This is a genomic window from Streptomyces sp. NPDC050315, from assembly GCF_040655775.1.
Classification (GTDB): Bacteria; Actinomycetota; Actinomycetes; order Streptomycetales; family Streptomycetaceae; genus Streptomyces.
On the sequence record NZ_JBFAKN010000005.1, the window covers coordinates 132,318 to 152,745 of the forward strand.

The window sequence follows — 20,428 nt, forward strand, 5'->3', positions numbered from 1 at the left end:
CGCAGTTCCCGCCCGTACTCCGCACTCCCCACCGAGGAGACCGCACCGTGGTCCGCGCTGCCGTACTGCCCGCCGTCAACGCCCCGCTGGAGATCGCCGAGATCCAGCTGCCCGATCCCGGACCCGGTCAGATCCGGGTCAAGCTCGCCGCCGCCGGGGTCTGCCACTCCGACCTCTCGCTGTCCAACGGCACGCTCAAGCAGCCCGTCCCCGCGGTCCTCGGCCACGAGGGCGCGGGCACCGTCACCGCCGTCGGCGAGGGCGTCACCGGCCTCGCGCCCGGCGACCCGGTCGTCCTCAACTGGGCGCCGTCCTGCGGCGACTGCCACTTCTGCGGGCTGGGCGAGGTGTGGCTGTGCGCCAACTCGGCCGCGGCCGCGGCGAAGCCGTACGCCACCCGGGCGGACGGCGCCGAGCTGTACCCGGGCCTGGGCACGGCCGTGTTCGCCGAGGAGACGGTCGTCGCCGCGCACGCCGCGCTGCCGCTGCCCGCGGGCGTGCCGCTCACCGAGGCTGCTCTGCTCGGCTGCGCGGTCCTCACCGGCTGGGGCGCGGTCCACAACTCCGCGCAGGTCCGCGAGGGCGAGTCGGTCGTCGTCTTCGGCGTCGGCGGCGTCGGCCTGGCCACGCTCCAGGCCGCGCGGATCGCGGGCGCGGGCCCGATCATCGCCGTCGACGTCTCCCCGGCGAAGGAGGAGCTGGCGCGGGCGGCCGGCGCCACGGACTTCCTGGTGGCCGCCGAGGACACTGCCAAGAGCATCCGCAAGCTCACCGGCGGCGTCGGCGCCGATGTCGCCCTCGAATGCGTCGGGCGCGCCGACACGATCCGTACCGCCTGGTCCTCGACCCGCCGTGGCGGCCGCACGACGGTCGTCGGCGTCGGCGGCCAGGACCAGCAGGTCACCTTCTCCGCGCTGGAGCTCTTCTACTTCGGCCGTACCCTCTCCGGCTGCGTCTACGGGAACAGCGACCCGGCCAAGGACCTCCCGGTCATCGCCGAGCACGTCCGCAGCGGCGCGCTGGACCTGTCCGGGCTGGTCACCGAGCGGATCGGCCTGGAGGGCATCCCGGCCGCCTTCGACGCCATGCTCGCGGGCAAGGGAGGCCGCGCGCTGATCGTCTTCTGACGCGCCGCCCTTTCGAGCGAACCTCCCACCCACCGGGCACTCATCCCCCACCCCATCCGTCGGACGGGGTGGGGGCCACCCGCGCTGCACCTCTATGCGCGCGATCCGGAATGATGCGCTCCGCCGGGCAAAGCCCCGCCCAACCCGCCGTAAAAACTCCTGCTGTGCAGTCCGTTGACGCCCGTACCAGCCGGTCGGTACGGTCACCCGCAATCACGGCGCCGCCCCCCGTTCCCCAGCACCCTCGGAGCGTGCACGCATGGACACGGCCTCCCCCGCGACACCGAGCCCCACCCCGGCCCCCACCGCCCGGCACCGCCGCAAGGTGGCCACCGCGGCCGCGCTGGCGTCCGCCGTCGAGTGGTACGACTACTTCGTCTTCGGCATCGCCGCGGCCCTCGTACTGGGCCACTCCTTCTTCCCCTCGGGGAGCCAGGTCGCCGGCGTGCTCGCCGCGTTCGCGACCTTCGCGGTCGGCTTCCTCGCCAGACCCATCGGCGGCGTCATCGCCGGCCAGCTCGGCGACAAGCGCGGCCGCAAGCCCATGCTCGTCCTGGCGCTGACCCTGATGGGCCTGGCCACGACCGGCATCGGCCTGCTCCCCACGTACGAGACGATCGGCATCGCCGCGCCGATCCTCCTGGTGCTGCTGCGCATCGTGCAGGGCATCGCGGTCGGCGCCCAGTGGGGCGGCGCGATGCTGATGGCCACCGAGTACGCCCCCGAGGGCAAGCGCGGGCTGTACGGCTCGCTGGTCCAGCTCGGCGTGCCGATCGGCGTGGTCACCGCCAACTCCGTCTTCCTGCTGGCCGGCGCGGTCGTCAGCGAGGCGGCCTTCGCCGCCTGGGCCTGGCGCCTGCCCTTCTTCGTCGGCGTCCTCGTGCTGATCCTGGCCTGGTACATCCACACCCGGGTCGAGGAGACGCCCGAATTCCGCGCCGCGGAACGCCAGCTCTCCGCCGCCGAGAAGCAGGCGGACGCCCAGCGCTCACCGCTGCGGTCGATCCTCCGCCACCACCTCGGCACGGTCCTGCTGGCCGGCGGCAGCTTCACGGTGAACACCGCGACGTTCTACATCCTGATCACCGGCGTACTGGACTACGCCACCCGCGAGCTGGCCATGCAGCGCACGGCCGTGCTGACCGTCTCCCTCCTGGTCAGCCTCACCCAGCTCGCCCTGATCCCGGCCGCGGCGGCGCTCTCGGACCGGGTCGGCCGGCTGCGCGTCTACACGCTCGGCGCGGTCGGGCTGCTGGTCTGGGCGATACCGATGTTCCTGCTGATCGACAGCGCCTCGCTGGTGTGGCTGGCCGTCGGCACGTTCATCGCCAGCTGCTTCCTGAGCATCATGTACGGGCCGCAGGCCGCGCTGTTCGCCGAGCTGTTCTCGGCGGAGATGCGCTACACGGGGGCCTCGCTCGGCTACCAGATCAGCGCCGTCCTGGGCGGCGGTCTGGCGCCGTTCCTGATGGTCCTGCTGCTGGAGGCGAGCGGCACCTCGATGGCGGTCTCCGGCTACATCATGGTGCTCGCGGTGATCGCCCTGGGCTCCATCGCGGTACTCGCCAAGCGCGCCAAGCGGGCGGCCGCCGAGGCGGCGGAGCCCGCCGCTGCCCCGGCTACGCAGCCGCGGCCGGCGGAGTAGCGGGGCCCGTCGGGATCTCGGACGCCGTGGGCTCGCCGGCCTTCCGCAGCCGCGGGAAGGCCGGCACCGCGACCAGGAACGCCAGCGTGGTCAGCACGAACGGCCAGGTGAAGGTGTGCCCGCCGGACGGCGCGAAGAGCGCGGCGGTCGCCGAGGTCAGGATGGTCGCCGCGGTCGCGCCGGTCACCGCGTACGCCAGCGACCAGCCGTCGGTGGCCAGGAAGACGCCGCCCAGCGCCATCGTGACGAGCACCGCGTTGTATCCCATCCCGCCGTCGGCGATCTGCCCGGCGGGCGCGCCCAGCAGCCAGGCCGCCGCAATGCCCACCACGCTGCCGAGGCAGGCCAGCGCGCCCAGCCGGCGGTCGGCGATGAAGATGCCGAGCAGGAAGAGCGCGCCGACGTACCACTGCGGCATGAAGAAGATCTGCGCGATGTTCGAGAAGAAGGCGTGCCAGAGGTCGGGCCAGGTGAGCGCGGTGGGGCCGGACGCCGGGCGGGTGAGCGTGGCGAGGCCCGGGCCCTGGTGCCAGACGCGGACGAAGCCGGGCGCCGCGATGGTCATGGCGCTGGCGGTGACGCAGTACGGCAGGGTCAGCGTGGGCAGGTTCCACGGCCGCAGCAGCGTGCCGACGGCTCCGGTGAGCACGGTGACGACAATGCAGCCGCCTGCCGCCAGCAGCGCGGTGGAGAGGTGCCCGGCGCCCAGGAACGCGGCGAAACCCACCGCCACCAGGCAGGAGTTGAAGCCCTCCAGGCCCGCGGTGACCCGGTCGCGGGCCACCCCGAGCGCCTGCGCCGTGGCCGTGCCGAGCGCGGTGCCGCACAGCCCGTAGATGCCGTACTGCCAGCCCGCGGCGCACAGCGCGACGGTGAAGACGAGGCCGGCGAGCGCGCTGGACAGGAAGTCGACCTGCGCCTGGCCGCGCAGTACCCGCAGCAGGAAGGCGAAGCACCGGCGGTCCGGTATCAGCTGTATCAGCTGCTGCACGTGGGTTCTCCTGTCGCGCGCGAAACGTCACGGCCGGAGCGGATATTACATGGGTGTTACATGTACGTAACAGGGGAGGGGTGCGGTAACGGGGCGCGTGGGGTCAGGAGACCGGCTGGTACTGCAGCGCCAGCCCGTCGACCAGGGCGCGCAGCCCGGACTCGAAGGCGCCCTCGTCGACCTGCTCCTGGTGTTCGGCGAGCAGATGGGCCTGGCCGAGGTGGGGGTAGTCGGCGGGGTCGTAGGCGGCCGCGTCGTCGACGAAACCGCGCGCGAAGGAGCCGAGCGCCGAGCCCGCCACGAAGTAGCGGACCATCGCGCAGACCTTGGTGGCCTGCGCGGGCGGCCAGCCGGCCTCGACCATGCCGCCGAACGCCGCGTCGGCCATCTTCAGACCCGCCGGGCGGCGGCCGGGCCCCTGGGCGAGGAACGGCACGAAGTTCGGGTGCGCGGCGAGCGCCGCGCGGTAGGAGCGGGCCCACTCCAGCAGCCCGCGCCGCCAGTCCCCGTCGGGGCCGAAGCCGGAGACGTCGACCTTGGCGATCACCATGTCCGCCGCGGCGTCCAGGATCTCGTCCTTGGTCGTGAAGTGGTTGTACAGCGAGGGGCCGCTCACCCCGAGCTCGGCGGCGAGCCGCCGGGTGGAGAGCGCCTGCAGTCCTTCCTCGTCGATGAGCGCGAGGGCCGCCGTGACGATGCGCTCACGGCTCAGCAGGGGCTTGCGGGGTCGGGCCATGACGCACATAGTAGAGGCTGCCGCCGAAAAACTAGCAGTGATAATTAAGGCCAGGGGAAGACGCATCATGAACCTCGAACTCAATGCGGAGCAGGCCGCCGTCCGGCAGCTCGCCAAGGACTTCGTCGACCGCGAGGTCGCCCCGCACGTCACGGAGTGGGACCGCGCCGAGCAGGTTGACCGCGGCATCGTGAAGACCCTGGGCGACCTGGGCTTCCTCGGCCTGACGATCCCCGAGGAGTACGGCGGCTCCGGCGGCGACCACTTCGCGTACGCGCTGGTCACCGAGGAACTGGGGCGCGGCGACTCCTCCGTGCGCGGCATCGTCTCCGTCTCGCTCGGCCTGGTCGCCAAGTCCATCGCCGCCTGGGGGAACGAGGAACAGAAGCAGCAGTGGCTGCCCCGGCTCACCTCCGGCGAGGCGCTGGGCTGCTTCGGCCTCACCGAGCCCGGTACCGGCTCCGACGCGGGCAACCTCACGACCAAGGCCGTCCGTGACGGAGGGGACTGGGTCATCAACGGCACGAAGATGTTCATCACCAACGGCACCTGGGCCGACGTGGTGCTGCTCTTCGCCCGTACCGGCGCGGAGCCCGGCCACAAGGGCGTCAGCGCCTTCCTGGTCCCCACCGACACCCCCGGCCTGTCCCGCCGCGAGATCCACGGCAAGCTGGGCCTGCGCGGCCAGGCCACCGCCGAGCTGGTCCTCGAAGACGTACGGGTGCCGGCGTCCGCGATGATCGCCCCCGAGGGCAAGGGCTTCTCCGTCGCCATGTCCGCGCTCGCCAAGGGCCGGATGTCGGTCGCGGCCGGCTGTGTGGGCATCGCGCAGGCGGCGCTGGACGCGGCGGTGGGGTACGCCGGTGAGCGCGACCAGTTCGGCAAGTCCATCGCGCACCATCAGCTCGTGCAGGAGCTGCTCGCCGACATCGCGCTGGACGTGGACGCGGCCCGGCTGCTGACCTGGCGGGTCGCCGACCTCATCGACCGCGGCAAGCCCTTCGTCACCGAGGCGTCCAAGGCGAAGCTGTTCGCCTCCGAGGCGGCGGTACGCTGTGCCAACAACGCCCTGCAGGTCTTCGGTGGGTACGGCTACATCGACGAGTACCCGGTCGGCAAGCTCGTCCGGGACGCCCGCGTGATGACACTCTACGAAGGCACCAGCCAGATCCAGAAGCTGCTCATCGGACGGGCGCTGACGGGAGTCTCCGCGTTCTGACCGGAGTCCCGCGTTCCGGCCGGAACGCGCCTCCCGAGGACGTCGCTCCTAAGCGCTTGCTCAGTTCTGGAGTATGGTGTTCGATCTGATGGCCCGCCGCGGACGGACCGCGGCGGACCGCAGGATCGGAGTGCGCGATGGGAGCGGAGCGGGCGGACGAGGCCGCAGGGGAATGGGCCGAGGTGGCTCCGGACGCGGCCCAGCGGCTGGTCGGGGCCGCCGTCGAGGCGTTCGCGGAGCGCGGCTACCACGCCACGACCACCCGTGACATCGCCGGGCGGGCCGGCATGAGCCCGGCCGCGCTCTACATCCACTACAAGACCAAGGAAGAGCTGCTCTACCGCATCAGCGTCACTGGTCACGAGCGGGCGCTGAAGATCATGTCGGCCGCGGCCGGTGCCGAGGGCACGGCTGCGGACCGGCTGCGCTGCGCGGTGCGCGCCTTCGCCAGCTGGCACGCCGAGCGGCACACGACCGCGCGCATCATCCAGTACGAGCTGAAGGCGCTGAGCGAGGAGCACTACGCCGAGATCGCCGGGCTGCGGCGGCAGACGGACCGGCTGCTGCGGGAGATCATCCAGGACGGTGCGGACGCCGGGGAGTTCACCGTGCGGGACGTGCCCGGCACGACCCTGGCGGTGCTCTCGCTCTGCGTGGACGTCGCCCGCTGGTTCACCGCGGACGGCAAGCGCACGCCCGACCAGGTCGGCGAGCTCTACGCCGACCTGGTCCTGGGCATGGTGGGCGTCCGGCGCCCGTAAGACCCGTAAGAGCCGACTGGCTTACAGGTAGAAGCGGCTGACCGACTCCGCGACGCAGACCGGCTTGTCGCCGCCCTCGCGCTCCACGGTCACCGTCGTCGTCAGCTGCACGCCGCCCGCCACCTCGGTCACCTCGGCGATCTTCGCGGTGGCGCGCACCCGCGAGCCGACCGGCACGGGGGAGGGGAAACGCACCTTGTTCGTGCCGTAGTTGATGCCCATCTTGACGTTGTCGACGCGCATCAGCTGCGGTACGAGTGCGGGCAGCAGCGACAGTGTGAGGTAGCCGTGCGCGATGGTCGTGCCGAACGGCCCGGCCTTGGCCTTCTCCTGGTCGACATGGATCCACTGGTGGTCGCCGGTGGCGTCGGCGAACAGGTCGATCCGCTTCTGGTCGACCTCCAGCCAGTCGCTCGGGCCGAGCTCCTCGCCGACGGCTCCACGCAGTTCTTCCAGCGAACCGAACACTCGGGGGTCTGCCATGTCCGTATGCCTCCTCATCGACTAAGCGCTTGCTCAGCTTGCTGTGCGGATCCTCCGCTGTCAACGGCTCTTCCGCTGTCAACGGCTGGTCCGATTAGGCTTGCGGGCGTGCCCCAGCTTTCCCGTAAGGTCCACGAGCTCACCGTCGGCCAGCTCTCGGCGCGCAGCGGCGCCGCCGTCTCCGCCCTGCACTTCTACGAGTCCAAGGGGCTGATCAGCAGCACCAGGACCGCGGGCAACCAGCGCCGGTTCACCCGTGACACGCTGCGCCGCGTCGCGTTCGTCCGGGCGGCGCAGCGCGTCGGCATCCCGCTCGCGGTGATCCGTGACGCGCTCGCCGAGCTGCCGGAGGAGCGCACGCCCAACCGCGAGGACTGGGCGCGGCTCTCCGAAGCCTGGCGCGCCGAGCTGGACGAGCGCATCGGCCAGCTCCAGGACCTGCGCGACCGGCTGACCGACTGCATCGGCTGCGGCTGCCTCTCCCTGGAGCGGTGCGCGCTCTCCAACCCGTTCGACGAGCTCGGTGAGCAGGGGGCGGGCGCGCGACGGCTGCGCGGGGACCGGCGGCGCGACGGCTAGCGGCCGCTAGCCCGTGAACAGTTGCTTCAGCTTCAGCCCCAGTTCGTACAGGCCGTAGCCGAACGGCAGCCCGACCCACAGCCAGACGAGGACGAGCAGGGGAGTGCGGCGCGCGGTCATCGGTCGGCCCCTTCGGCGGCGGTGGCGGGTGCGGCGGCCGGTTCGTGGTGGCGCGGGTGCACCGGCCGGACCAGCTCGTTGGCGACGAAGCCGATCACCAGCAGGCCGATCATGACGAAGAACGAGGTCCGGTACAGGGCCGGCCCGGTGTGCCCGGCGGCCTGCCCGGCGTCGGCGACGGCGTTGACGATGAGCGGACCCAGGACGCCCGCCGTGGACCAGGCGGTGAGCAGCCGCCCGTGGATCGCGCCGACCTGGTACGTGCCGAAGAGGTCCTTCAAGTACGCGGGGGCCGTGGCGAAACCGCCGCCGTAGAAGGACAGGATGACGGCCGCGCAGGCCACGAAGAGCGGCTTGGAGGCGTCGCCCGTGAGCGCCAGTACGAGGTAGAGCAGCGCGCCGACGCCCAGGTAGAGGCGGTAGATGTTCTTCCGGCCCACCAGGTCGGAGGTGGTGGACCAGGCGAACCGGCCGAGCATGTTGGCGAGCGAGAGCATGCCGACGAAGCCGGCCGCCGCTGCCGCGCTCACGGGGGTCGCGGTGTCCGCGAAGAAGTCCGCGATCATCGGAGCGGCCTTCTCCAGGATGCCGATGCCGGCCGTGACGTTCATGCAGAGGACGACCCACAGGCACCAGAACTGCGGGGTGCGCAGCGCGTTGCGGGCGGAGACCTGGGCGGTGGTGATCAGGGCGCGCGGCGCGGCGGTGGCGGGCGCGGCGCCCGGGGGCCGCCAGTCGTCCGGGGGTACCCGGACCAGCAGTACGCCCAGCGACATGAAGACCGCGTACACCAGGCCCATCACGAGGAACGTCCGCGCGATGCCCGCGGAGTCGGCGCCCAGCGCGTCGAGCAGCCCGCTGGACCAGGGCGAGGCGATCAGCGCGCCGCCGCCGAAGCCCATGATGGCGATGCCGGTGGCCATGCCGGGGCGGTCCGGGAACCACTTGATCAGCGTGGAGACCGGGGAGATGTAGCCGATGCCCAGGCCGATCCCGCCGATGAAGCCGTAGCCGAGCACGACCAGCCAGTACTGGCGGGTGGCGGCGCCGAGCGCGGCGACCAGGAAGCCGGAGCAGAAGCAGAGGGTGGAGACGAGCATGGCCCAGCGCGGGCCGCGCCGTTCGACGAGCGTGCCGCCGAAGGCCGCCGACAGGCCGAGCATCACGATGGCGAGCTGGAAGGGGAGCGCGGAGGCGGTGCCGGAGAGCCCGAGCGAGGACTCCAGTGGGGGCTTGAACACGCTCCAGGCGTAGGCCTGGCCGATGGCGAGGTGGATGGCGAGCGCGGCGGGCGGGACGAGCCAGCGGCTCCAGCCCGGCGGGGCGACGGTGGCGGAACGGGCGAGCGCGAGCATGCACGCGAACGTACAAGCTTCATGCACCTGCGGGAAGAGGACATCAAGTCCTCGATCACCGCTGCCCGTTGGCGGTCCGTGACAGGCGCGGCGCGGGTCCCCCGTACCGGCGCATCCGGTCCCACGTCCGCCTGTTGCGGCAGCTGCGCGCCCGGCGCCCTGCCGTTTCCCCCTGTGCTGCCCCGTGTTGCCGCGTGCCGTCCGTGGCTCAGGCCGCGGCGAAGGCCCGGTCGGCGTTGGCGCGCCGGGCGGCGGAGAGCGTGGCGGTGGTCAGGACCGCCGACGGGGTGACAACTCCGCATTCCTGGCAGACCGGCCCGTTCATCGAGTGTGCCCCGTCCGTGTGCCAGACGAAGCGGTGGCCCCCGCACACCGGGCAGTCCTCGCGCTGCCGGCCCGACTCCATGGCCGCGATCACCCGGCGCAGCACCTCGGCCAGGCGTGCGGTCGGATGCCGGTGCGGTGACTCGCAGGGCACGATGTCGCACCCGCCCCAGGTGCGCAGGTGCCATTCGTGCAGGGCGCCCGGCTGCCGGATGCCCTCGTGCTTCTCACGCCGCCTCCGGGCGGCGAAGTCCTCTTCGTAAGCGAGCCAGAGGTTGCGTGCCTCCTCCAGTTCCGCCAGGGCGGCCATGAGCCTGCCCGGGTCAGGGTTGCGGTCCTGCGTCCCGATGCCTGCACGGGTGCACAAGTGATGCCAGGTCGCCCGGTGCCCGTAAGGGGCGAACCGTTCGAGGCACTTGCGCAGCGCCGTCCGCCGCTGGGTCGCGACGAGCCCGGGGTTGCGGACCTGCTCGGCGAGAGCTCTGAAACCGGCCAATTCATCCCACCTCCGTGGGGAGGAACCCGACTGGACATGGATGGGACGTAACGGAACGGCAACTGGATCCATCGAACTTCCGTGCGAAAACGGGCTGTTACCTGGGTTGCAGAGGTGATGCGTGGGGGAAGTGAGGGTTGAGCGAAAGTTGACTGTTGTTCATCTTCCGCCGAGGTTTTACCGGCGGTAACGTCCAGCGCATCCGCCTCCCAAGGAGCAGGAATGCGACGACGTACCGGAGGGCGCGCCGCTGCCGCCGTGGCAGCGGTGTGCGCCCTGGGGGCCAGCGCCCTGGCACCCCTCCCCGCCGCGGCGGCCACCGCGGACCCGCCATCCGTCACCGACCACTGCCGGGGCCAGTGCGCCGACATCCTGCCGCCCGGCGAGAACGGCAACGCCACCCTCGCCGAGATCCTCGGCAACAAGCTCTTCGGCACCCGCCCCGCGCACGCCTCCGACCAACTCGGCCCGTACGACGACCTCAACGGCGGCCACCAGTCGCTCACCGACGACACCTTGAAGAACTTCTTCAACGACGCCTCCTTCGGCGTCCCCGAGGACCAGGTCGGCAAGGTCACCCAGCCGCGCGACGACGTGACGATCACCCGCGACAAGAAGACGGGCGTGCCGCACATCAAGGGCACCACCCGCTACGGCACCGAGTACGGCGCGGGCTACGCCGCCGCCCAGGACCGGCTCTGGCTGATGGACCTCTTCCGGCACATCGGCCGCGGCGAGCTGACCTCCTTCGCCGGTGGCGCGCTCGCCAACCAGGGTCTGGAGCAGGAGTTCTGGCCGAAGGCCCCGTACACCGAGCAGGACCTGAAGGACCAGGTCGAGGCGATCCGCAAGGACAACGGGCCGCGCGGCGAGCAGGCCATGGCGGACGCCCAGGCGTACGTCGACGGCATCAACGCCTACCGCGAGAAGTCCAAGAAGGGCCGCTACTTCCCCGGCGAGTACGTGCTGACCGGGCACGTGAACGCGGTCACCAACGCCGGGGAGATCAAGCCCTTCCGGCTCACCGACCTGATCGCCCTCGCGTCCGTCGTCGGCGGGCTGTTCGGCAACGGGGGTGGTGGTGAAGTACCGCAGGCCCTCGCGCTGTTGCAGGCGCAGCAGAAGTACGGCGTCGAGAAGGGCACCGAGGTCTGGGAGTCCTTCCGCGAGCGCAACGACCCCGAGGCCGCGCTGACGCTCCACGACGGCCAGTCCTTCCCGTACGCGGTCAAGCCGAAGCACGCCAAGGGCACGGCCCTGCCCGACCGCGGCTCGGTCACGCCCGAACCCCTCGTGTACGACCGGACGGGCGCGGCCACCGCCAAGAGCGACCCGCCGCAGGCCGACGTGAAGACCCCGAAGAAGCTCAAGCCCCTCGAAGGCGTCTTCAAGGACGGCGTGCTCCCGAAGGGCAGCTTCGACACCACCCAGCACCGCGGCATGTCCAACGCCCTGCTGGTCTCCGGGAAACACACCGAGAGCGGAAACCCGGTCGCCGTCTTCGGCCCGCAGACCGGCTACTTCGCCCCGCAGCTGCTGATGCTCCAGGAGATCCAGGGGCCGGGCATCAGCGCCCGCGGCGCCTCCTTCGCGGGCGTCGGCATGTACGTCCAGCTCGGCCGCGGCCAGGACTACGCGTGGAGCGCCACCTCCGCGAACCAGGACATCACCGACACCTACGCCGTCGAGCTGTGCAACACCGACGGCTCGGCGCCCACCAAGGACTCCACGGGCTACCGGAAGGGCGACCGCTGCCTCCCCATGGAGAAGCTGGAGCGCACCAACTCCTGGAAGCCGACGGTCGCCGACCCCACGGCCGCAGGCTCGTACCGGATGCAGGTGTACCGCACCGATTACGGCGTAGTGACCCACCGCGCGACCCTCAAGGGCAAGCCCGTCGCCTACACCGCGCAGCGCTCCACCTACCGCCACGAGGCCGACTCCATCATCGGCTTCCAGATGTTCAACGATCCGTCCTACGTCAAGGACGCCAAGTCCTTCCAACGGGCCGCGCAGCACATCGGGTACGCCTTCAACTGGTTCTACGCCGACTCCAAGGACATCGCCTACTACAACAGCGGCCTGAACCCCGTCCGCAACCCGGACGTCGATCCGTCCCTCCCGGTCCGCGCGGAGAAGGCGTACGAGTGGCAGGAGTGGGACCCGAAGGCCAACACCTCCGCGTACACGCCGCCCTCCCAGCACCCGCAGTCGGTCGGCCAGGACTACTACATCTCCTGGAACAACAAGCAGGCCAGGGACTACGACTCGGCCGGCTTCGGCAACGGCTCCGTGCACCGCGGCGACCTGCTCGACGACCGGGTGCGGGAGCTGGTCGCGGACGGGGGCGTCACCCGCGCCTCGCTGACCCGCGCGATGAGTGAGGCCGCCGTCACCGACCTGCGCGGCGAGGACGTACTGCCGGAGCTGCTCAAGGTGCTGCGCTCGGCGCCGGTCGACGACGCGAAGGTCAGGACCGCCGTGCAGCAGCTGGATGCCTGGCGCAAGGACGGCGCGCAGCGCCGCGAGACCAGCCCGGGGTCGAAGACGTACGCCCACTCCGACGCGGTACGGCTCATGGACGCCTGGTGGCCCCTGATGATCGAGAAGGTGTTCAAGCCGGGCCTCGGGGACGGCCTGTACGACGCGATCAAGGCCAATATCGCCGTCGACGAGGCGCCCTCGGCCGGGCACGGGCCGACCGGCAGCCACGCCGGCTCCGCCTTCCAGTACGGCTGGTGGTCCTACGCCGACAAGGATCTGCGGGCTGTCCTCGGCGAGAAGGTACGCGGCGGCCTGGCCGGGCAGTACTGCGGCAAGGGCGACCTGGACGCGTGCCGCGACACGCTCGTCAGCACGCTGCGCGAGGCGGCCGCGAAGACCGCCGAGCAGGTCTATCCGGGCGATGACGCCTGCAAGGCCGGTGACCAGTGGTGCGCGGACGCGATCATCCAGCGCGCGGTCGGCGGCATCACGCACGACCCGATCAGCTGGCAGAACCGGCCCACTTACCAGCAGGTGGTGGAGTTCCCGAGCCACCGGTAGCCGGGTTGGGCAGCCGGGTCCATGGATGTGCGGTGCGCGGAGCTGTGGGGGCTTCGCGCACCGCGCGCGTTTCAGCCGCCCGTCAGGCGCGCCCGATCCGGCCCGCCTCCAGGATCACCCGGGCCAGCTCCGGGTGGCAGATGTCGCTGTGTGCGCCGGCCGGCGGCGCGCCGCGCCGGACCACGGCAGAGGCGTCCACGTTCACGCACCCCGGAGACGTCGGCAGCTCCTCGCCCAGCCGGATCCGCCGGGTCCCGTCCACGCCCTGGATGCCGTCGAACCCGTTCGCGCCCCACCGGTCGAACAGGCCGAGGAAGCTCGAGGAGTCCCCGGCCATCTTGGACGCCAGCGGGTAGAACGTGCGCAGCGCGTCGTCGTGCTTCGAGTAACAGCACACCAGCGGGCCGTCGATCCGCTCCTGCATGCCGTCCAGCGTCCCCGCGCGCGCCCGCTCGTGCGGCAGCTCCGCGCAGAACGCGTAGTGCGAGAAGGCCCCTTGGAGCAGCGTCACCGACTTCACGTGCCGTGCGTCGTGCGGCATCCCGCGCAGCGCGTACGAGACCAGCCGGGCGCCGAAGGAGTGCCCGGCCAGGTGCACCCGCAGCCCGGGCGCCTCGTCCGCCAGCCGGCCGAGCACCGGGCCCAGCCCCATCTGCCCCACCGTGCCGGAGCGCCGCTTCATGCCGTAGTAGACGCCCTGCCGGAGCAGTTCGCGGGCGCCGCTCCACATCCGGGTCAGCCCGCCGCCGAACAGCGGCCGCCGCTCGGCGTCCACGGTCTCGCCCGGCCACACCGTCATGCCCGCCGACCGCAGCGCCGCCGTGAGGACCTCGCAGACCTCCAGCGGATCGTCGGCCAGCATGCCCGGCGTGCCCTCCCCGCCGTCCGCGCCGAACCGCACGTCGGGGCTGTCCTCCGGTACCGAGATCAACTCCCGTACCAGCCGCGCGAACTCGTCGAACGCCGAGCGCGCGTCGGGCCGCTCCGACAGCAGCTGAGCGAGCCGCTCCAGCACCATTTCCCGGCCCGGGAACGCCTGCGTCAACTGGTGCCGCAGGGCGTCCTCCAGTACCGGTTCGCCGGCGGCCGCGGCGCGCGCCGCGGCCCGGCCCGGCGGCGCGGGGTCGAAGTCGGGGATCGGCTCGTCGGTGAAGCGCATGGCCGGCCAGATCACGCCCGCGTACCCCACCCGGGCCCGGCTGCCCGCCAGCAGCTCCGGGAAGGGTTCGAAGAAGCGGGTGTACAGCCGGGTGGCCATCGACCGGTCGTTGTTCCACCCGTGCGCGAACACCACGAGATCGGTCAGCCGCTCGCGCGCCGCCCCGGCGAGCAGGGCGTCGCGCTGCCGCCGGTCGACGTCCCCATCGGCGTCAAACGTCAGTTCCCAGTACGGCCGCACCCCGACACCCGCCATGACGAACCCCCTCGCTGCCGCTCGTGCAGCGCATCGTCCTGCGCATCGGCCGTTACCGCCATACGCAGCGCTACGGCGAACGCCGGAGGCCCCCGGGATCAGGCCAGCTCGCGCTCCTTGGTCTCCGGCAGCACCAGGACGCACAGCAGGGAGACCACGGCCATCGCGGAGACGTACCAGCCGACGGAGGAGGAGCCGAAGGCGGACTGCAGGCGGGTGGCGATCAGCGGGGCGACCGCGCCGCCGAGGACGCCACCGAGGTTGTAGGCGAGCGAGGCGCCGGAGTAACGGACCTTCGTACCGAACAGCTCGGGGAGGTACGCGCCCATCGGCCCGTACACCACGCCCATGCAGAACAGCGCGCCACCGAGGGCGACGGCCATCAGTACCGGCGACTCGGTGTCCAGCAGCGGGAAGAGGACCAGGCCCCAGACGACCGCGAGGCCGCAGCCGGCCAGGATGAGCTTGCGGCGGCCCGCGCCGTCGGAGCGGGTGGCGGCGAGCCAGGTACCCGCGGCGAGGAAGAGGCAGGCGACCAGGGACAGGGCCAGCATGGTGTTGCGGGAGACGCCGAGGGTGCCGGTGGCGTAGGCGAGGCAGTACGTCGTGGCCGTGTAGAAGAGCCCGTACGCGATGATCATGCCGCCCGAGCCGAGCAGCAGCTCGCGCCAGTGGCCGCGGATCACATCCAGCGTGGGGACCTTGCTGGCCTCCTGTGCGTCCATCACCTTCGCGAAGACCGGTGTCTCACTGATCTTCAGCCGGACGAACAGGCCGACCGCGACCAGTAGGAAGGAGAGCAGGAACGGGATCCGCCAGCCCCAGGACCGGAAGTCCCCGTCGTCCAGCGAGGCGGACAGCAGCCAGAAGATGCCGGTCGCGGCGAAGAAGCCGACGGACGGGCCCAGTTGCGGGAACGCGGCGTACAGGCCGCGCCGTTTCTTCGGGGCGTGCTCGACGGCGAGCAGCGCCGCGCCGCCCCATTCGCCACCCAGCCCGATGCCCTGGACGAAGCGGAGCAGGATCAGCAGCAGCGGGGCCCAGATGCCCAGCGTGGCGTAGCCGGGCAGCAGCCCGACGAAGGCCGTGGACAGGCCCATCAGCAGCAGCGAGACGACCAGTACGGACTTGCGGCCCACCCGGTCGCCGAAGTGCCCGAAGACGATCGAGCCGAGCGGACGGGCCGCGAACGCCACCGCGTAGGTGGAGAAGGAGGCGAGGGTGGCGTTGACCGGGTCCAGGGTCGGGAAGAACGCCTGGTTCAGTACGAGCGCGGCCGCGGTTCCGTAGATGTAGAAGTCGTAGAACTCGATGGCCGTCCCGATGAACGAGGCCACGGCCACCCGCCGCAGGCTCTCCGGGCTGCCCTCGTCGCCGGCGGGTCCGGCCGTGGTCTCTTCTGCTGTCGCTTTGCTGTGCACGAGCCGCATGCTCACGGTCGTTGTAGTGGGCAGTCAATAGGTGGGATGTGTGGTCTCATTCCGTGAGACTGCGGACAGCTACGGATAACGCAGGTAACGCGCCCGTACGGCACGGAAGTCGGCCAGTTCCGCCCGCCAGGCCCCCACCACTTCCTCCGTACCGGCCCCCGCGTCGATCATCTTCCGTACGCGGTCGGAGCCCGCCAGCCGGTCGATCCCGTTGTCCGGGCGCCAGGCGAACCCCTGCCACACCTTCTTCGCGGTCACCAGCAGCGCGATGCCCGTACGTACCGGGTCGAACGCCGCCCGGTCGTGCACGTGCAACTGCACCCCGCCGATCGTCTTCCCCTGGAACTTGGAGAACGTCGGCGCGAAGTACGCCTCACGGAAGCGGACCCCCGGCAGCCGCTCGGCGTTGACCGCCTCGGCCCACTTCCGGTCGATGCCTTCCGCGCCGAGCAGCTCGAACGGCCGCGTCGTGCCCCGCCCTTCGGAGAGATTGGTGCCCTCGAAGAGACAGGTGCCGGAGTAGACCAGCGCGGTGTCCGGGGTGGGCATGTTCGGGCTGGGCGGCACCCACGGCAGCCCGGTCGCGTCGAAGAAATCGGTCCGCCGCCAGCCCTTCATCAGGACCGTGTCCAGCCGTACCGCCTTGCCGGCCGCCGCGGGCACGAACCGCTCGTTGAACAGCAGCGCCAGCTCCGCCACCGTCATCCCGTGCGCCTGCGCGATCGGCTCCCGGCCCACGAACGAGGCGTACTTCTTGTCCAGCACCGGACCGGTCGCCGAACGGCCCGTCACCGGATTCGGCCGGTCCAGCACCACGAAGCGCTTGCCCGCCATGGCCGCCGCCACCATGCAGTCGTACAGCGTCCAGATGTACGTGTAGAAGCGCGCGCCCACGTCCTGGATGTCGAAGACGACCGTGTCGACCCCGGACTCGGTGAAGATGTCCGCCAGCGCCCGGCCGCTCTTCTGGTACGTGTCGTACACCGGCAGTCCGGTCGCCGGGTCGGTGGACTTCCCCTCCGAACCGCCCGCCTGCGCCGTGCCCCGGAAGCCGTGCTCGGGCCCGAAGACGGCGGTCAGCCGCACGCCCTTGTCCGCGTGCATCACGTCCACGAGGTGCTGCGCGTCCTGGGTGATGCCGGTCGGGTTGGTGACGACGCCGACCCGCTGCCCGGAGAGCAGCGCGTACCCGTCGGCGGACAGCCGGTCGAAGCCGGTCCGCACCGGGCGGCCGCCGGACGGTGGGGGAGCCGCCGAGGCCGTGCCCGGGGCACCGGCGAGCACGCCGGTCATCGCGCCGGTGACCGTCAGCAGGCTCCGTCTGGACAAGGCCATGCGCACACCTCCGTGATCGGGGTTCGTGTGCTGTGACGCTAACGCGCGCGAGGCCGCACGGGAACGCACCGCGCAGGGTGCGTCGGGCCCTTCCCTTCGTGCCTGTCGGGCCCTTCCCTTCGCACATACCGACTGGTTAGTCTGCCGCTTGATCGTGGTGCCGGTCGAGCCGAGGGAGACACACGTGGAAGCCGTGCGGGACAAGACCGTGGTGGTCACCGGGGCGGGCGGCGGCATCGGTGCCGCGCTCGCGGCCCGCTTCACCGCCGAGGGCGCCCGGGTCGTCGTCAACGACCTGGACAAGGAGAAGGCCGAGCGCACCGCCGCCGAGCTGGGCGCGATCGCGATCCCCGGCGACGCCTCGGCGATCGTCCCGGCCGCGCGCGAGGCCCTCGGCGGCCGCATCGACATCTTCTGCGCCAACGCGGGCGTGGGCACCGGCGGCGGCCCCGAGGCCCCCGACAGCGACTGGGACTTCGCCTGGGACGTCAACGTCATGGCCCACGTACGGGCCGCGCGCGAGCTGATACCGGAGTGGCTGGAGCGTGGCGGCGGCCGCTTCGTCGCCACCGTCTCGGCCGCAGGGCTGCTCACCATGATCGGCTCCGCTCCGTACAGCGTGACCAAGCACGCCGCGTACGCCTTCGCCGAATGGCTCTCCGCCACCTACCGGCACCGCGGCATCGACGTGCACGCCATCTGCCCCCAGGGCGTACGGACCGACATGCTCGCGGGCAGCGGCTCCGCCGGCGACCTCGTGCTCACCTCCGGCGCCATCGAGCCCGCCGCCGTCGCCGACGCGCTCTTCGACGCGATCACCGAGAACCGCTTCCTGGTCCTGCCGCACCCGGAGGTCGCCGGTTACTACGCGGCCCGCGCCGCCGACCCCGACCGCTGGCTCGGCGGCATGAACCACCTCCAGCGCAAGCTCGACGCCGCCACGGACGCCGGCGCCTGAGCAGCGCGAGTACAGCTCCGTAGGGCGCGGCGGGGACGACCGCGCCGTACGGGATCAGGGATCAGTACTACTGGGACGAGAAGAGAGAAGGGCCGCACGCCGATGACGTCGTACCAGGACAAGCCGTGGCTGTCGCAGCTGAACGAGGCACAGCGCGCCCCCGTGCACCCGCACCCCTCCACCCTGCACGCCTTCAAGGAAGCGGTCCGCCGGGTCCCCGAGCGGACCGCGCTGGCCTACTTCGACGGCCGGCTGTCCTACGCCGAGACCGACGCGCTCTCCGACGGCATCGCCGCGTACCTGGGCGACCGGGGTTTCCGGCCCGGCGACCGCGCCGCGATCATGCTGCAGAACACCCCGCACTTCGTGCTCGCGCTGTTCGGCGTCTGGAAGGCGGGCGGCGTCGTCGTCCCCGTCAACCCCATGTACAAGTCCGGCGAGATGACCCACGTCCTCACCGACGCCGAGGTCACCGCCGTGATCTGCGCCGACCACACCTGGGACGCCTTCCTGCGCGACACCGCGGCCGCCGCCCCCTCCGTACGCATCGCCCTGACCGCCTGCGAACGGGATCTGCAGACCAGAGACGACGCCCGCGTACTGCGCGGCGAGCGCCTCGGCCCGCGCGAGGGCGCCGACGACCTGCTGGCCACCGCCCGCGCGCACGAGGGGCGCGGCCCCGCCGCCGACGTCCCCGAACTCACCGCCGACGACATCGCCCTGATCAGCTACACCTCGGGCACCAGCGGCACGCCCAAGGGCGCCACCAACACCCACGGCAACATCTCCTACAACGCCGAACGCCAGCGCACCGGCCTCGGACTCCCCGACGGCGCCGCCTACTTCGCGCTCGCGCCGCTCTTCCACATCACCGGCATGGTCTGCGAGCTGGCCTCCTGCATCACCGGCGGCGGCACCCTGGCGCTCGCGTACCGCTTCGAGGCCGGCGTCGTCCTGGACGCCTTCCTGGAGCACCGCCCGGCCTTCACCGTCGGCCCGTCCACCGCCTACATGGCCCTGATGGCCCACCCCGACGTCTCCCGCGACCACTTCGCCTCCTTCACCACCATCTCCTCCGGCGGCGCGCCGCTGCCGCCCGCCCTGGTCGAGAAGTTCCGTACGGAATTCGGCCCCTACATCCGCAACGGGTACGGCCTCACCGAGTGCACGGCCCCCTGTGCCAGCGTGCCGCCGCAGCTGGAGGCGCCCGTCGACAAGGCCTCCGGCACCCTCGCGGTCGGCGTACCGGGCCCCGACACGATCGTCCGGATCATCGACGACCAGGGCCGGGACGTGCCCTTCGGCGAACACGGCGAGATAGCCGTCCGCGGGCCGCAGGTCGTCCCCGGCTACTGGCGCCGCCCCGACGCCACCGCCGAGTCGATCCCCGACGGCGAGCTGCGCACCGGCGACATCGGCTTCATGGACGCCGACGGCTGGCTGTACGTCGTCGACCGCAAGAAGGACATGATCAACGCGTCCGGCTTCAAGGTCTGGCCGCGCGAGGTCGAGGACGTGCTCTACAGCCACCCCGCCGTGCGCGAGGCCGCCGTCGTCGGCGTGCCGGACGACTACCGCGGCGAGAGCGTCAAGGCGTACGTCAGCCTGCGCTCCGGCGCGGCCCCGGACCCCGCCGAGCTGGCCGCCTACTGCAAGGAACGGCTGGCCGCGTACAAATATCCCCGGGAGGTGGAGGTCCTGCCCGAACTGCCGAAGACGACGAGTGGGAAGATCCTCCGACGGGAGCTGCGCAACCGCGGCTAGCCTCCGGTGAACGAGTATGTGAGTACGGAGAAGGACAGGTGAGGGCGATGGCCGGCACGACGGACGGGAGCACGAAGCCCGTGGCACAGCGGCTGCTGGCCACCGCCACCCGGCTCTTCGCCGAGCAGGGGTACGACCGGACCTCGGTCCAGGAGATCGTCGAGGCGGCGGGCGTCACCAAGGGCGCGCTCTACCACTACTTCGGTTCCAAGGACGATCTGCTGCACGAGGTCTACGGGCGGGTGCTCCGCCTCCAGCAGGAGCGCCTGGACCGTTTCGCGGGGGCCGACGCGCCGGTCGAGCAGCGCCTGCGGGACGCCGCGGCGGACGTGGTCGTCACGACCATCGAAAACCTCGACGACACAAAGATCTTCTTCCGCTCCATGCACCAGCTCTCCCCGGAGAAGGACAAGCAGGTACGCGCCGAGCGCCGCCGCTACCACGAGCGCTTCCGCGCACTGATCGAAGAGGGCCAGCACGCCGGCGTCTTCACCACCGAAGTCCCCGCCGACCTGATCGTCGACTACCACTTCGGCTCGGTCCACCACCTCGGCACGTGGTACCGCGAGGGCGGGCCCTTGACGCCGCAGGAGGTCGCGGATCACCTGGCGGACCTGCTGCTGCGGGCGTTGCGGCCGTAGGCCAC

Annotated in this window: 17 protein-coding genes; 9 read left to right on the forward strand and 8 right to left on the reverse strand. The window is 71.6% G+C overall.

Annotated features, from left to right (window positions below):
- Positions 1-47 precede the first annotated feature (47 nt).
- Positions 48-1,127, forward strand: a complete 1,080-nt coding sequence (locus AB0I82_RS19485; RefSeq protein ID WP_363258541.1) for a zinc-binding dehydrogenase — start codon at positions 48-50, stop codon at positions 1,125-1,127.
- A 259-nt stretch (positions 1,128-1,386) separates the two neighbouring features.
- On the forward strand, positions 1,387-2,772 hold the full coding sequence (locus AB0I82_RS19490; RefSeq protein ID WP_363258542.1) for an MFS transporter: 1,386 nt from the start codon (positions 1,387-1,389) through the stop codon (positions 2,770-2,772).
- Here the strand turns inward: AB0I82_RS19490 and AB0I82_RS19495 are convergent.
- Positions 2,747-3,763 (reverse strand): urea transporter, encoded by a 1,017-nt coding sequence (locus tag AB0I82_RS19495; protein WP_363258543.1) that lies wholly within the window; start codon positions 3,761-3,763, stop codon positions 2,747-2,749. The two genes, AB0I82_RS19490 and AB0I82_RS19495, sit on opposite strands and share 26 nt — an antisense overlap.
- A 103-nt stretch (positions 3,764-3,866) precedes the next feature.
- Positions 3,867-4,499 (reverse strand): TetR/AcrR family transcriptional regulator C-terminal domain-containing protein, encoded by a 633-nt coding sequence (locus AB0I82_RS19500; RefSeq protein WP_363258544.1) that lies wholly within the window; start codon positions 4,497-4,499, stop codon positions 3,867-3,869.
- Between the two features lie 67 nt (positions 4,500-4,566).
- Between AB0I82_RS19500 and AB0I82_RS19505 the strand changes: the two genes are divergently transcribed.
- Positions 4,567-5,718 (forward strand): acyl-CoA dehydrogenase family protein, encoded by a 1,152-nt coding sequence (locus AB0I82_RS19505; RefSeq protein ID WP_363258545.1) that lies wholly within the window; start codon positions 4,567-4,569, stop codon positions 5,716-5,718.
- Positions 5,719-5,855: 137 nt separating this feature from the next.
- Positions 5,856-6,479: a TetR/AcrR family transcriptional regulator gene (locus tag AB0I82_RS19510; RefSeq protein ID WP_363258546.1), complete on the forward strand. Its 624-nt coding sequence runs from the start codon at positions 5,856-5,858 to the stop codon at positions 6,477-6,479.
- Between the two features lie 21 nt (positions 6,480-6,500).
- Here the strand turns inward: AB0I82_RS19510 and AB0I82_RS19515 are convergent, their stop codons facing one another.
- Positions 6,501-6,962 carry a MaoC family dehydratase gene (locus AB0I82_RS19515; RefSeq protein WP_363258547.1) on the reverse strand — a complete coding sequence of 154 codons (462 nt, stop codon included), beginning with the start codon at positions 6,960-6,962 and terminating at the stop codon, positions 6,501-6,503.
- A gap of 108 nt (positions 6,963-7,070) precedes the next feature.
- Here AB0I82_RS19515 and soxR point away from each other — a divergent pair, with 108 nt between their 5' ends.
- A complete protein-coding gene (gene soxR / locus AB0I82_RS19520) occupies positions 7,071-7,541 on the forward strand; it encodes a redox-sensitive transcriptional activator SoxR (RefSeq protein WP_363258548.1) in 471 nt (156 codons plus the stop codon).
- A gap of 116 nt (positions 7,542-7,657) precedes the next feature.
- On the opposite strand, the gene AB0I82_RS19525 is transcribed toward soxR, so the two are convergent.
- Together AB0I82_RS19525 and AB0I82_RS19530 are read right to left on the reverse strand one after the other, a co-directional pair.
- Complete coding sequence (locus AB0I82_RS19525; protein ID WP_363258549.1) at positions 7,658-9,016, reverse strand: OFA family MFS transporter; 1,359 nt, start codon at positions 9,014-9,016, stop codon at positions 7,658-7,660.
- Between the two features lie 208 nt (positions 9,017-9,224).
- Entirely contained in the window at positions 9,225-9,836 is a 612-nt protein-coding gene (locus AB0I82_RS19530) for a hypothetical protein (RefSeq protein WP_363258550.1), read from the reverse strand.
- Positions 9,837-10,058: 222 nt separating this feature from the next.
- Between AB0I82_RS19530 and AB0I82_RS19535 the strand changes: the two genes are divergently transcribed.
- On the forward strand, positions 10,059-12,881 hold the full coding sequence (locus AB0I82_RS19535; protein WP_363258551.1) for a penicillin acylase family protein: 2,823 nt from the start codon (positions 10,059-10,061) through the stop codon (positions 12,879-12,881).
- An 82-nt stretch (positions 12,882-12,963) separates the two neighbouring features.
- Here the strand turns inward: AB0I82_RS19535 and AB0I82_RS19540 are convergent, their stop codons facing one another.
- From AB0I82_RS19540 to AB0I82_RS19550, 3 genes are all read right to left on the reverse strand, one after another.
- Entirely contained in the window at positions 12,964-14,295 is a 1,332-nt protein-coding gene (locus AB0I82_RS19540) for a serine-threonine protein kinase (RefSeq protein ID WP_363258552.1), read from the reverse strand.
- A 98-nt stretch (positions 14,296-14,393) separates the two neighbouring features.
- A complete protein-coding gene (locus AB0I82_RS19545; RefSeq protein WP_363258553.1) occupies positions 14,394-15,716 on the reverse strand; it encodes an MFS transporter in 1,323 nt (440 codons plus the stop codon).
- 78 nt (positions 15,717-15,794) lie between these two features.
- A complete protein-coding gene (locus tag AB0I82_RS19550) occupies positions 15,795-17,060 on the reverse strand; it encodes a DUF1343 domain-containing protein (protein ID WP_363258554.1) in 1,266 nt (421 codons plus the stop codon).
- A gap of 184 nt (positions 17,061-17,244) precedes the next feature.
- On the opposite strand from AB0I82_RS19550, the gene AB0I82_RS19555 reads away from it, so the two are divergent.
- The 3 genes from AB0I82_RS19555 (at position 17,245) to AB0I82_RS19565 (ending at position 20,423) form a co-directional block, all read left to right on the forward strand.
- Positions 17,245-18,018, forward strand: a complete 774-nt coding sequence (locus AB0I82_RS19555; RefSeq protein WP_363258555.1) for an SDR family oxidoreductase — start codon at positions 17,245-17,247, stop codon at positions 18,016-18,018.
- Positions 18,019-18,120: 102 nt separating this feature from the next.
- Positions 18,121-19,782: an AMP-binding protein gene (locus AB0I82_RS19560; protein ID WP_363258556.1), complete on the forward strand. Its 1,662-nt coding sequence runs from the start codon at positions 18,121-18,123 to the stop codon at positions 19,780-19,782.
- 47 nt (positions 19,783-19,829) lie between these two features.
- A complete protein-coding gene (locus tag AB0I82_RS19565; RefSeq protein WP_363258557.1) occupies positions 19,830-20,423 on the forward strand; it encodes a TetR/AcrR family transcriptional regulator in 594 nt (197 codons plus the stop codon).
- The last annotated feature ends 5 nt before the right edge of the window (positions 20,424-20,428 follow it).